The sequence below is a fragment of the Paenibacillus sp. J5 genome (genome assembly GCF_054955055.1).
The window spans coordinates 474,629-486,861 of sequence record NZ_JBUEDD010000002.1 but is presented as its reverse complement, the minus strand read 5'-3'; the positions used below and the strand labels follow the sequence as shown (position 1 = coordinate 486,861).

General features: G+C 55.2%; 12 protein-coding genes. 10 read left to right on the top strand and 2 right to left on the bottom strand.

All coding sequences use genetic code 11. The features are described from left to right. Window positions 1-293 precede the first annotated feature (293 nt). The 8 genes from ACY1JZ_RS04675 to ACY1JZ_RS04640 all read left to right on the top strand — a co-directional run bounded on the left by ACY1JZ_RS04675 (window position 294) and on the right by ACY1JZ_RS04640 (window position 8,432). Window positions 294-788 (top strand): MarR family winged helix-turn-helix transcriptional regulator, encoded by a 495-nt coding sequence (locus tag ACY1JZ_RS04675; protein ID WP_462628271.1) that lies wholly within the window; start codon window positions 294-296, stop codon window positions 786-788. Window positions 789-964: 176 nt separating this feature from the next. Further along, window positions 965-2,095 carry a saccharopine dehydrogenase family protein gene (locus ACY1JZ_RS04670; RefSeq protein ID WP_462628270.1) on the top strand — a complete coding sequence of 377 codons (1,131 nt, stop codon included), beginning with the start codon at window positions 965-967 and terminating at the stop codon, window positions 2,093-2,095. Window positions 2,096-2,318: 223 nt separating this feature from the next. Next, window positions 2,319-2,957 (top strand): hypothetical protein, encoded by a 639-nt coding sequence (locus ACY1JZ_RS04665; protein WP_462628269.1) that lies wholly within the window; start codon window positions 2,319-2,321, stop codon window positions 2,955-2,957. 274 nt (window positions 2,958-3,231) lie between these two features. Next, window positions 3,232-4,077 (top strand): STM4015 family protein, encoded by an 846-nt coding sequence (locus ACY1JZ_RS04660; RefSeq protein WP_462628268.1) that lies wholly within the window; start codon window positions 3,232-3,234, stop codon window positions 4,075-4,077. After that, window positions 4,077-5,384: an STM4014 family protein gene (locus ACY1JZ_RS04655; RefSeq protein ID WP_462628267.1), complete on the top strand. Its 1,308-nt coding sequence runs from the start codon at window positions 4,077-4,079 to the stop codon at window positions 5,382-5,384. Before ACY1JZ_RS04660 ends, ACY1JZ_RS04655 begins: the two co-directional genes overlap by 1 nt. Before the next feature lie 13 nt (window positions 5,385-5,397). Then, window positions 5,398-6,183 (top strand): STM4013/SEN3800 family hydrolase, encoded by a 786-nt coding sequence (locus ACY1JZ_RS04650; protein WP_462628266.1) that lies wholly within the window; start codon window positions 5,398-5,400, stop codon window positions 6,181-6,183. Between the two features lie 27 nt (window positions 6,184-6,210). Then, the gene (locus ACY1JZ_RS04645) at window positions 6,211-7,560 is read left to right on the top strand and encodes an STM4012 family radical SAM protein (RefSeq protein ID WP_462628265.1); all 1,350 of its coding nucleotides are present in this window, start codon (window positions 6,211-6,213) and stop codon (window positions 7,558-7,560) included. After that, window positions 7,557-8,432 (top strand): STM4011 family radical SAM protein, encoded by an 876-nt coding sequence (locus ACY1JZ_RS04640; protein WP_462628264.1) that lies wholly within the window; start codon window positions 7,557-7,559, stop codon window positions 8,430-8,432. Before ACY1JZ_RS04645 ends, ACY1JZ_RS04640 begins: the two co-directional genes overlap by 4 nt. Here ACY1JZ_RS04640 and ACY1JZ_RS04635 read toward each other — a convergent pair. Next, complete coding sequence (locus ACY1JZ_RS04635; protein WP_462628263.1) at window positions 8,422-9,762, bottom strand: aminotransferase-like domain-containing protein; 1,341 nt, start codon at window positions 9,760-9,762, stop codon at window positions 8,422-8,424. The genes ACY1JZ_RS04640 and ACY1JZ_RS04635 overlap by 11 nt on opposite strands. 155 nt (window positions 9,763-9,917) lie before the next feature. Between ACY1JZ_RS04635 and ACY1JZ_RS04630 the strand changes: the two genes are divergently transcribed. Beyond that, window positions 9,918-10,841: a DMT family transporter gene (locus ACY1JZ_RS04630; RefSeq protein WP_462628262.1), complete on the top strand. Its 924-nt coding sequence runs from the start codon at window positions 9,918-9,920 to the stop codon at window positions 10,839-10,841. A 59-nt stretch (window positions 10,842-10,900) separates the two neighbouring features. Next, window positions 10,901-11,458: a delta-aminolevulinic acid dehydratase gene (locus ACY1JZ_RS04625; protein ID WP_462628261.1), complete on the top strand. Its 558-nt coding sequence runs from the start codon at window positions 10,901-10,903 to the stop codon at window positions 11,456-11,458. A 153-nt stretch (window positions 11,459-11,611) separates the two neighbouring features. Here the strand turns inward: ACY1JZ_RS04625 and ACY1JZ_RS04620 are convergent, their stop codons facing one another. Next, a complete protein-coding gene (locus tag ACY1JZ_RS04620) occupies window positions 11,612-12,163 on the bottom strand; it encodes a GNAT family N-acetyltransferase (RefSeq protein WP_462628260.1) in 552 nt (183 codons plus the stop codon). Window positions 12,164-12,233: the final 70 nt, after the last annotated feature.

The window sequence follows — 12,233 nt, the reverse complement described above, 5'->3', positions numbered from 1 at the left end:
TGCTCCTTGGGGAGTCAGGCTCCAGGCAGAGGGAGTGGCTGCTGTAGCTGCCCTCTGGCGAGGGACGGGCTGGTCGTTCGTCTACTGCCTCAAGATTCCGCTTGCTAGAAGCTCGTGGCATCCTATACCTGCTGCATTCGCATACTTGGAGCAGAAGCGTCGAGCAGGGCAGGATGACCCCGGCTGGGCATGGGCAAGCAGCCTCGTGCATCGCTTGACAACATATGATTTAGATACTAAACTAAACGTAGACCGAAAATGAATGCAAAATCGAGAATAAGGGTGGATGTGCTATGAAGGAGAAGACAGGAAGCGACAACGCTTCATTATCAGCTCCGTCGCCCGCTGACAGCACTCGCGGCACCCGTTATTTGGGCCAGGTTATTCTCAAGCTGCGCAAGCTGGAGCGGCAGCCGCGCAGCTTTGGAGCTGCCGGGCTGCTGACGCCGAGCGAGATCCATACTATAGAAGCGATCGGCTGCGGCAGAAGTGTGCTGATGAGCGAGCTGGCTGCCCGCTTGCAGGTGACGAAGGGAGCGGTCACGCAGTTGATCGCCCGTCTGGAGGGCAAGGGACTGGTGCACCGCACACCGCATCCTGTGGATTCACGGGCGACAGAGCTGGCCCTGACAGAGCTGGGCGTCATAGCGTATGACGCTCATGAAGAGACGCAGCGCCAGTTCTATCAGGAATTGCTTGAGGTGCTGACAGAAGATGAGATTGCCGTGTTTGAGATTAGCATGAAGAAGCTGAGCCAGTTTCTCGACAGAGAATCGAACAACGGCTAGAGTGGGGCTGCGAGCTGATCGTGCGTTGTTTTCCAACTGCTGGACGTGGGCTCTTGTCATGACTTTGACGCTATCAGCCGTTCAGCTCGCGGCTGATAGGCAGAGTTATGGATGGGAGCGTAGAAGCTCTGGACGTCATTTGGTTTAGTATCTATACATTATAAGGGGATGATCTCATGAAGCTGGGGAAAATTATTGTAGCAGGCGGTTATGGTCATGTTGGTCAGCAGCTATGTCTGCTGCTCGCCAAGCACTATCCGGGTCAGGTATATGCGGCGGGGAGGAGTATGGAGAAGGCGGAGCGGTTCAGCAGGGAGAGCGGGGGCCAAGTGCTCCCTATGGAGCTGGACATTCGGGCGCCATTCGATGCCGACAAGCTTGCGGGAGCGAGACTGCTCATCATGTGTCTGGATCAGGAGGAGCCGCATTTTGTTGATGCGTGCTTGCGTGCAGGTATTCACTATATGGACATCTCGGCAAGCGATTCCTTTTTGACCCGAGTGGAGCAGTTGCAAGAGGCGGCTCATCAGGGGCAGGCTGCTGCTCTGCTGTCGGTAGGACTAGTGCCGGGATTGAGCAATCTGATGGCTAAGGAGGCCTATGGACTGCTTGAGCACACGGATCGGATTGACATTACGCTGCTGCTCGGTCTTGGCGATGAGCATGGACAGGCTGCCATTGAATGGACGATTGACCAGTTGGGCACAGATTTCACCGTTGCCTGGAATGGAACGGAGCAGCAGGTGCGAACCTTTACAGACGGGCGGGCGACCGAGCTAGGCGAGTCCTGGGGAAGCAGGCGGGCTTACCGGTTCAACTTTGCCGATCAGCATGTGCTGTCACGAACGCTCGGTGTGCCTGTGGCTACACGGCTCTGTCTCGATTCGGCCTGGGTGACGGGCGGCATCCGTCTGCTGCGCAAGCTTGGGCTAACACGGCTGCTCTCATGGTCCAAGGTTCGCTCGGCTGCTGTGAAGAGCTTTGCCCGCTGGCGGGGTGGCAGCGATGCGTATGTGCTGCAGGTTGAGGCGAGCGGGCATATCAGCGGTTCAAGGGCGGTGTCAAAGCTGAGGCTGGAGGGCAGGAAGGAAGCAACTGTGACAGCAAGTGCAGCCGCCGCAGCCGCACTTGCCTTGTATCGGGAAGAGCCGGCTCCCGGTATATACCATATTGAGCAGCTCCTCCAGTTAAGCGATGTGCTGCCCTGGTACGGGCGGGGAGTGGGCAGTGGTGCACACGTATGGCGCTCAGGGGGGAGCGGTAGTGACTCAGTCTCTATGATGAGACATGTGCAGTCCGAGAGGTGAGGCAGGTTTCAGACCATCGCCCCCCCTCGAAAACAACGATACACGATTCATCACTTCGATTGGATGCTATATAGGAGAAAAGCTGACAATATAGCGGATGACTAGTGGGTGAACATGTAGTGGATTTGGAGTTTCATGAATATATCTCCAATTTTGGGTTGATTTTTTCTCGGAAACATAAGATACTGGTCAAGGCATTCCACTTCTGAAAGGCGGTATTCTTATGAATTCTAGTACTCCACCCGAAGCTTCACCCACTATCGACAGCCAGAGACCATCGAAGCGCGCGGATGTGTATGTTTCCTTCGTGCGGCATCTGTTCGTATCCCCCGATACGAGTGTGCAACAGGCGTTAAGCTATCGCACCTATATCCCTGGATTGTTCAGCGCACTGCTGGCGGCTGTTATATTTGCTCTTATCAGTCTTATTTATGCGAATCAGTTGGCAGGATGGATTGGAATGTTGTCCGGGAACATATTCAGCCTAATGAGTCAGAGTGTCAACTATGTCAGTGTGTTTGCAAAAGTGTTGGCGCTCGTGATGGTACAGTGGGCGCTGCTGTCAGCTATGTTGCTTGGAGGAGCGCGATTATTCAAGGCAACACTGTTGCCCGTGCAGGCCTTCAATGCGGTAGGGGTGTCCAAGGTCTATCTGGCTGCTGCCGGGCTTTGTGCATTGCTGCTGAGCTTCGTTCATAGCGGCTTGGCAATCAGTGTATTCATGGGGGGCTTCATTCTTTCCGTGAGCGTCGTCATTCGTTCGGTTGGTCTGCTTGCCTCGCAGTCTTCTTTTTACTTTGTGCCGACCGTTTTTGCTGCATACTATGTTGCGTTATCTATCGTCATGTCCATATTATTTTAATTATGAGATGCTGCGCTGCCTGCAGCAGCCGGGCTCTGAGCCTTGCTGCTGCAGGCAGCGCATTTTGTATCAGTGGCATCATACTGCAGCTTGCCTAGGTCATGCCTTAGGGCGCAGAGCGCCTCAGCGGTACTGGGTCAGTCGTAATAGGTCAGGATGAGGCCTGAATACTAGAGAACGTGAAGGGGAAGGTATGTTCTCCTAAATGAATTGACGCGGACTATAGACCATGATAAGTTAAAAATGGCAGTCATACTGATGGGAGGTATACAAGATGACACAGGTACGTATTAGCGTAAGCTATGAGGAATATGAGAATGGACAGACCATCACAGAGAAAATTGTCGCTCTGGCAAATGATCCAGGCAGCTCAGAGGTGACCGAGCTGATTATTGGAGAATGGGGAGAAGCCTATCAGAACAGCCCGGATATTTTCCTGGACGACTTGATTCGCCATAAGGATGCATTCCCGCAATTGCGCAAGCTGTTCATTGGCGATATGGACTCGGAGGATTGCGAGGTATCCTGGATTGTTCAGACCGATCTGACGCCAGTGCTCGCGGCATTCCCGCAGTTGCAGTCGTTCACGATTAAGGGGAGCTCGAATCTGACGTTGCCAGAGCTCAGTCATGAAGCACTGCAGGAGCTCGTTATTATATGCGGCGGTCTGCCAAAGCTGGTGCTTGAACAGATTCGGGAAGCCCGCTTGCCGGAGCTGACGAAGCTGGAGCTGTATCTGGGGGTCGAGGACTACGGCTTTGACGGGGGGCTGGAGGATGTGCTGCCGTTGCTTGATGCAGAACGCTTCCCCAAGCTGACCTATCTCGGACTGAAGAACAGCGAGCTGCAGGATGAGATCGCCAAGGCCGCGGCACAAGCCCCGATTCTCAAGCAACTGCACACGCTGGATCTGTCCCAAGGTACGCTCACCGATGAAGGAGCAGCAGCGCTGCTGGATAGCGAGCTGGTGCGCGGCTTGTCCTTCCTCGATCTGAGCTATCACTATATGTCGGACGAGATGATGAAGCGCTGGCAGGACAGCGGCGTTTCTGTGGATGTCAGTGATCAGCAGGAGTATGACGAGGACGACGATTGGCGTTATCCTGCTCTGACGGAATAATGCGACAGCAGACAGTGTGGCCGTCAGGTGCAGAGTCGGGCGGCCTTGGGGATACAGGCGAGTCGTCCATGGTGCTCATCGGCAATCCCGGTAATCGCCGAACGGCCGGGCTGCAGGCGGCTCGGGCGCGCTGGGGGCTGCCTCCTGCGGAGGTGATCAGCTATGTGGAGCTGATCCATACTGCGGAGCAGGGAGCAGAAGCGCTGGCGGAGCTGCTATCAGAGCGGCTTCGCCGCGTCGGCGGAAGCGGCCTGCCCCTCCTGCGACTCGATGCGCCCGGCGAGGACGACGAGGTAGAACGGGCGCTGATTCGCCTTGGCGATCCGCAGCGGCCAGGCGACGACCGCTTCGCGCCCGCATGGCCCGTCAGCGCCTCCGCAATTCGTGCGGAGACTGTCCGCGGGCTGCGGCCAGATAAGGGACTGATCCGCTATCCGGCTCAGTGGTTCCGCGGCTTCTGCCGACTGCTGGCACTGTGCGAGCAGGCCGGCGAGCTGGCGGGAGCGGCTCATTCGACAGAAGCCGCACTGCGCTGGATTAATGCGCCCGCAGACATCGCGCAGATGTTCGACAAGCGGCAGTGCCAGCGTATACTGGCAGCCCGCGGTGTCCCGGTTCCGCGCATGCTTAGCCTGGGTGCCGAGATCGGCAGCTATGCGGAGCTGCGAGCGGCGATGGTGGAGGCACGCATGAACCGTCTGTTCATCAAGCTGGCCTCTGGATCGGGCGCGAGCGGAGTCATCGCCTATCAGTTCAACCCTCGCAATGGCGAGGAGCGGGCTGTAACGACGATCGCGATGGAACAGAGTAGCGACAGTGGAGCGGGCAAGCTGATGCTGTACAACAGCAAGCGGCTGCGGCGCTACGCCGATCATAGCACGATCTGCACACTGATTGATTGGCTGTGCGGTGAAGGAGCCCAGATCGAGAGCTGGATTCCCAAGGCGCAGGCACATGGCTGCTCATATGATCTGCGGCAGCTCGTAGTGGCAGGGCAAGCTTGCCACCTGGTGGCTCGGCTCAGTCGTTCGCCTATTACGAACCTGCATCTGCGCAATGAACGGATGGAGGCGGAGCAGACGGGACTGGGTGAGGAGCAATTGCGGTGTGCCGCAGCCACAGCGGAGTCGACGCTTGCGGCATTTCCCGGCTCATGGGTCGCCGGGGTGGATGTGCTGCTGCAGGCGGAGAGCTTGAGCCCTTATGTCGTGGATGTAAACCCATTCGGGGATCTGCTCTACCATGTCCGCTACCAAGGGATGAATCCGTATGAATGGCAAATGAAGCTCATAAGGCACATGATGTAAAGGGATGAACGGCATGACAATAGATATGAATCAGGTTGTAGGCAGCCATGATCTTGTAATGATTACACTCGATACGCTGCGATATGACGCGGCGGTGCTGGAGGAGGCCAACTGTCCGAATCTATGCGGCGGGGGCTCCTGGGAGAAGCGGCATACGCCGGGCAGCTTCACCTACGCGGCTCACCATGCTTTCTTCGGCGGTTTTCTTCCTACTCCTGCCAATACGGATAAGGCATCGCATGTCCGGTTGTTCCATTCCAGGAATACCGGTCTGCGCACGGATTCACGCACCTGGCTGTTTGACGCTCCTGATCTGGTATCCGGGCTGCAGCAGGAGGGCTATCGAACGATCTGTATCGGCGGTGTCATCTTCTTCTCGAAGAAGGTGCCGCTTGCTCGTGTGCTGCCCGGCTACTTTCAGGAGAGCTACTGGCGGATGACCTTCGGCGTGACCAACCCACGCTCAACAGAGCATCAGGTGGCTCATGCGCTGAAGCTGTTGCAGGCGGCAGACCCGCAGCAGCGGCTGTTTTTGTTTCTGAATGTATCGGCGATCCATGGACCCAATCATTATTATATCCCGGGTGCCCGGCAGGATTCTGTGGAGACGCAACGGGCTGCACTGCGCTATGTGGACGAGCAGCTCGGCCCATTGTTCGAGGCGCTGCGTCAGCGCGGGCCCACGTTCTGCATGGCGTTCTCTGATCATGGAACAGCTTATGGCGAGGATGGCTATCACGGGCATCGGCTTGCCCATGATGTAGTGTGGAATGTTCCGTATCGGGAATTTTTTCTGTGAGCGCATGATAAGAAAGGAGCAAAAGCTATGGCTGATGTTGCACGAGAGCAGCGGGAGGCGCAGTGGCTTCAGGAATTGAAGTCATCACCGTACCGCTCTTATTTATATTCCTACCCGCACAAGACGGCTTACCAGGCGCTGGAGCCACCGATCCCGCTGTCCGAGCTGTGGCGGGAGGAGCAGGCGGAGACCTATTTTCTTTACATGCATATTCCATTTTGCGCAGCCCGCTGCGGATTTTGCAATCTGTTCACGTTGCCGGATCGCCGGGCGGATGTGCATGAGGAATACGTGGACGCTCTGGAGCGTCAGGCTCGGCAATGGGCAGAGCTGCTGGGCGGCAAGCCATTTGCCCGCTTCGCCATCGGCGGGGGCACGCCAACATTGCTTGCCACCCAGCAGTTGGAGCGGCTGTTCTATATCGCGCAGGAGTTTATGGGGCTTGACCCGGAGCAGGCGTCAATCTCGGTTGAGACCTCACCAGACACCGTCACTCGCGAGCGGCTGGATGTCTTGAAGCGCAATCGGGTGGATCGGGTCAGCATGGGCATCCAGAGCTTCATCGAGCAGGAGGCTGCGGCAATCTACCGACCGCAGAAGCCGCAGCTTGTCGAGGCGGCGCTGGAGGAGCTTGCTGCTTATTCCTTCCCGCTGCTGAATCTGGATCTGATCTATGGACTGCCGGGTCAGACGGTGGATAGCTGGCTCTACTCGGTCGAGCGCGCGCTGGCGTATGAGCCGGGGGAGCTGTTCATCTACCCGCTGTATACGCGGGAGCATACGATTGTCAAACCCGAGCAGATGCGCAGCCAAGGGCAGGATATTCGGTTAGCTTGCTACAATGCGGCGCGCGAGCTGCTGCTCTCCCGCGGCTATGAGCAATATTCGATGCGAAGGTTCGCTCGACCGATAGCCGGCACAGACAAGCGCATCCTGGATTATAGCTGTCAGGAGGAAGGGATGGTTGGACTGGGCTGCGGAGCGCGATCCTATACCCGTGAGGTGCATTATGCTGCCCGCTACGGGGTAAGTCGTGCAGCGACGCAGAGCATCATTGCCGATTATGTGGGTGCATCGAGCTACCTTATGGCGGACTACGGGTTCGTCCTGAACGCCGCAGAGCAGCGTCGCCGTTACATGTTGAAGGCGTTGCTGCATAAGGAAGGGGTGGATGTGGCAGGATATAGTGCACGTTTTGGATCACATCTGCTAGACGATCTGCCCGAGCTGAACCGACTGACAGATAACGGCCTGGCGGCATTGCAGGGCGGTTCACTGGCGCTCACGGATGAAGGTCTAGCCTATTCGGATGCAATCGGAGATTGGCTGATCTCGGATGTGGTGCGTAGGCGCATGGAAGGCTGCGTTGTCGTATGAGGGCAACGATCTACTACCGCGGTGCATTGAGCTCGTGCAACTACGATTGCCCCTACTGCCCGTTCAGCAAAAATGTCGACAGCAAGGAGACGCTGAAGCGCGACCGCGAGCAGCTCTCCCGATTCATGGCCTGGATCAGAGAGCAAGGGACGGCGGGGCACGAGCTATCCATCTTCTTCAATCCGTATGGCGAAGCGCTCGTTCATCGTTGGTACAAGACGGCGATGATCGAGCTGTCGCATATGTCGCATATTCGCAAGGTTGCAGTGCAGACCAATCTGTCGGTCAAGCTGGATTGGTGCGCGGAATTGAACCGCGATAAGGCTGCCTTCTGGGCGACCTACCATCCGGGAGAGACGAGTGAAGAGCGCTTCCTCGGACAATGCATGCAGCTCTATCGGCGCGGCGTGCGCTTTAGTGTGGGCAGCGTCGGCCTCCGCGGGTCGTTCGAATCCATACGTTCCTTGCGCAGCAAGCTCCCGGAGGATGTCTATCTATGGATCAATGCCTTCAAGGATCGCGGCAATCGCTATACGCCGGAGGAGATTGCGGAGCTGGAGCAGATTGATCCGCATGTTGGGCTCAATGTGCCTGACTATGCGAGCAAGGGGCTAGCCTGCCGTGCAGGCGAGGAGGTCTTCTACGTCCTCGGCACCGGTCAGGTGAAGCGCTGCTACCAAGATCGCAAGGTGATCGGCAATCTGTACCGTGACGGTCTGGAGGGGCTATCGCAGCCACGGCCATGCGGCATGAGCCGATGCGGCTGCTACATCGGTTATATTCATATGCCGTCGCTTGGTATGGATGCAGTGTACGGGGAGGGGCTGCTCGAACGCAATCCACTCGTTGCCTCTCCGTCCGCTACAGGGTAGTCAGCACAGCAGACAGCCGTTCCAATCCTTCACGGATCTGGCTCGGATGGAGCATCGTCACATTCAGCTTCAGCAGTGCTGAAGGCTTCAAGGCGGGCAGATAATGCTTGGTAATCGGCTCGAGATGCACCGCTCGCTGCTGCATGGCAGGAATCAGCTTGTCCACAAGCCTGCTATCTTCCAGCGTTAGATGGTTCATGACGGCAGGCTGATCCGTGGGGATATAAGTGAGCTTGTCAGGATGGCATTGTGCTAGCCCGCGTAGCATCTGATCGAGCGCGAAGGCTCGCTCCGTGTACGCATCGCGCAGATGTGCCAGATGTCTGCTGTACATGCCGCTCTGGATATATATTTCCAATGCAGCCTGAGACAGCATCGGGCTATCGATGTCCTGCAGCCGCTTGCGCAGGGTGAAGCTGTCCGCCAGCACAGCGGGGAGTACGGCGGCGCCGACTCGCAGGCCGGGAAAGATGATCTTCGAAAAGCTCTTTAAATAGATGACATGGGCTGAGCGATTATAGGCATAAATCGGATCAGCCCTGGAGTTGCGTTCAAAATCAGCCATATAGTCATCCTCGACAATATATACATCGTAACGCTCTGCCAGGGCAGCGATCTGCTTCTTCTCCTGTTCGCTATAGGAGACGCCAAGCGGATTATGGAACCGGGGCATCGTATAGAAAAACTTGATGCTCTCCGTGCGAAATATTCTTTCCAGCTCCTGCATATCGATCCCATTAGCCGTCCGCGCAATGCCCCGTACAGTCATTCCGTGCTCCACCAGCAGAGCAATCAGCAGATGGTAGCCTGGCTGTTCGATCAAGATGTCCTGCTTGCCATTAGGAAAGTCTAGTCCTGCCAGAAGGGACAGCGCTTGCTGGACACCGGAGGTGATGACGATCTGCTCAGGCTGGGCAAATACCTGGTAATTCGTAAGCTGCCGTCTAATCACCTCTAGCAAAGCAGGGAGACCTCTTGGCGTGCCGTACACGAACAGCTCGCTCCGGTACGTATCGATAGCCTGATTAAGACAATGCTGGAAATCGCGGTAGGGGAACAACTCGGGATCGGGTGCGGCCGCTGTGAAATCCATTATGCCCTGCTCTGTCTGTTGCTCGGGCGTGCGCTTGATGACATAGAAGCCGCTCTTGGGCATCACATACACCCGATGACGCCGCTCTAGCTCCTGCAGCGCTCGTATGACTGTACTATGACTGCATGCATAACGGCTGGCAAGCTTGCGAATCGAGGGAAGCTTGTCTCCCTGCTGGATATGTGGCCCATCGATCCAGTCTTCAAGAGTTGTGAGCAGTTGCTCATATTTGTTCATGCAATCACCACCTATGCAGATTGAACTGTACCGGTACAGTTGCCAATATCCATCATTGTAACATAGATCAGTTGTAGGTAAGATGGATTCAGGAGCTGTTGCGCGCGACAACCACTCCTCATGATTGCTTATTTGCTAGGAAAGAGGATGACGAGATGAAAACACAACGATCCACTGCTTATGTAGCCGCACTGATTTATACGCTGATTATCGGTTTCTCCTTTATATTTGTTAAAATTGCACTGAACGATGCGAGTCCACTCGACATATTGGCTCATCGCTTCACCTTGTCTTTCATCGTCGTATCGATACTGGTGGGCAGTGGCTGGGTGAAACTGAACAGTCGCTGGCGCGGAGAACTGCGGAGCATCCTGCCGCTGGCCTTGTTCTATCCTGTGCTGTTCTTCACGTTTCAAGCGTTCGGACTTGTCTATACAACGTCGTCTGAGGCGGGCATCATCCAGGCGGCCATCCCGATCTTCACGATGGTGCTTGCGGCGTATTTCCTCAAGGAGCGTTCAACCTATGTACAACTGGCAGCAACGCTTGTCTCTGTGCTAGGCGTCATGTTCATATTCGTCATGAAGGGATTGGATCTGAACAACTCCAGCCTGCTGGGCAGCGTGCTGATCCTGCTCTGCGCGTTCTCTTCAGCCGCTTACAATGTCATGGCTCGCAAGCTCGGGGGCAAATGGGATGTCATGACGTTAACCTATGTCATGACGGTCATCGGCTTCCTGCTGTTCAACGCGCTGTCCTTGGGGCAGCATCTGTGGAAGGGTACGTTCTCCAGCTACTTCACACCGTTCCTGCATCCCGCGTATTGGGGAGCGATACTATTCCTTGGTATCCTGTCGTCACTCGTCACTTCGTATCTCTCGAATTACGTCCTCTCGAAGATCGAAGCTTCGCAGATGAGTGTGTTCGCCAACCTGGCCACGCTGATCTCGATTGTTGCAGGGGTTTTCGTCTTGAACGAGCAGTTGCAATGGTTCCATATTGTTGGGGGCGTGCTGATTCTGATCGGAGTGGTCGGACGCAATGTTCTTCCTGCTAAGCGGCGAAGCAATGCTTCGTAGCTTTTAGTTGGAATTTCCGAACACAATGAATATAAATGTGTATAGAAAGGATAGATAGAGTGAGCAAGCCTGAGATTCAAGTCGCATTAGTATGTGGGCCAAACTGTGATATGGAAGCACAAGCCATTCGCTCTTCGCTGGAGTATTTCGGTGCAAGAGTGATTACATACTGGGTGGGTCGACCGAATGATTTCATTTCGGTTCTGACAGGAGAAGACCTCTACGCCAACACGGATTATATGATTCTAAGCTTCCATGGAACAGACGGGGAGTTCGTTATGCCTGAATTAGGGGAGGACATCTACGAGCCAGGTGAGCCGCGTGGAGATTTCGGTCCAATGGAAATTCGGCGCTTCGCTCAATTGGACGGGAAGTCCGTTATCGCTAACGGGTGTACGCTTGGCTTGCCGGAGACTGCCGAGGCTTTCTTGGATGGTGGCTGTGCGTCTTACATCGGCCCGGATGATTACCCGGATGGAAATATAGCGCTCATGTTTGTCGTGCGTCTATTTTATGAGATCATTCACAACAAGAAGGATATTAGGGAAGCGTATCGCCTGGCTCAATCCACGGATGCAGAGATGGGGATGTATCGCTTGTATGAGCGGTCGAGGTAGTTGAAGAGCGGCCTGTACGGCTGCGAAGAGGGATATTCATTGTTTGCAGGCATGAATCATGCCGTATTGGCGCTCTGTTGCCTTGAAATAGCTGGAAACGAGCGCCAATACGGCTGTCTAATCATGGACACAATACAGCGCAGATGAATGCGCTCACTGCTCGCCTGCAGCATGTTGCTGGAGCCACTCTTTTTTGAGCAATGCATATAGGTATGTGTCCTCATATTTCGGAGTGCCATCTTCGTATTGAACAAATGAGATGAACTCCACGAAGCAGCCTTCTCTTCGCATGCCCAATTTTTCGCAGAGCTTTTGTGATCTGAGGTTGTCATCCTCAACATAGGCGTACAGTCTTCTCGCATCTTGGTGTACAAAGAGATAGTTGAACAAGGCCTGCGCGCTCTCGCTCGCATATCCAACTCCCTCATACTTCGCATTAAAGTTCCATCCCACACTGTAGGTGTCTGGTTCCTCCTTCATGTAAAATAGCTCTCCAATAATCTGATCACTTTCTTTCAGGCAGACAGCAATATGATCGTCCTCACGGCTTCTTTTTTGTACCTCTGCAGCCGCTTCTTCCATCGTCGCAACGCTATCCTTCCTAAAGCAGTTCACACGGGGATGAGCCGCATATTCCCAATACCCTGGCACATCTGCTGGAGCAAAATTTCTTAATCTCAATCGACTGGTTTCAATGGGTTGCATACGCTCGTTCCTCCCTGATGGATGGTTCCCCTTCCCTTCGAAGAAGTCGAGTCGGGAATTGATGCTATTA

Coding starts and splice junctions, on each gene's coding strand:
- ACY1JZ_RS04645 (WP_462628265.1), top strand. CDS start 6,211: ATGGCTGATGTTGCACGAGAGCAGCGGGAGGCGCAGTGGCTTCAGGAA.
- ACY1JZ_RS04635 (WP_462628263.1), bottom strand. CDS start 9,762: ATGAACAAATATGAGCAACTGCTCACAACTCTTGAAGACTGGATCGAT.
- ACY1JZ_RS04640 (WP_462628264.1), top strand. CDS start 7,557: ATGAGGGCAACGATCTACTACCGCGGTGCATTGAGCTCGTGCAACTAC.
- ACY1JZ_RS04650 (WP_462628266.1), top strand. CDS start 5,398: ATGACAATAGATATGAATCAGGTTGTAGGCAGCCATGATCTTGTAATG.
- ACY1JZ_RS04675 (WP_462628271.1), top strand. CDS start 294: ATGAAGGAGAAGACAGGAAGCGACAACGCTTCATTATCAGCTCCGTCG.
- ACY1JZ_RS04665 (WP_462628269.1), top strand. CDS start 2,319: ATGAATTCTAGTACTCCACCCGAAGCTTCACCCACTATCGACAGCCAG.
- ACY1JZ_RS04655 (WP_462628267.1), top strand. CDS start 4,077: ATGCGACAGCAGACAGTGTGGCCGTCAGGTGCAGAGTCGGGCGGCCTT.
- ACY1JZ_RS04670 (WP_462628270.1), top strand. CDS start 965: ATGAAGCTGGGGAAAATTATTGTAGCAGGCGGTTATGGTCATGTTGGT.
- ACY1JZ_RS04630 (WP_462628262.1), top strand. CDS start 9,918: ATGAAAACACAACGATCCACTGCTTATGTAGCCGCACTGATTTATACG.
- ACY1JZ_RS04620 (WP_462628260.1), bottom strand. CDS start 12,163: ATGCAACCCATTGAAACCAGTCGATTGAGATTAAGAAATTTTGCTCCA.
- ACY1JZ_RS04660 (WP_462628268.1), top strand. CDS start 3,232: ATGACACAGGTACGTATTAGCGTAAGCTATGAGGAATATGAGAATGGA.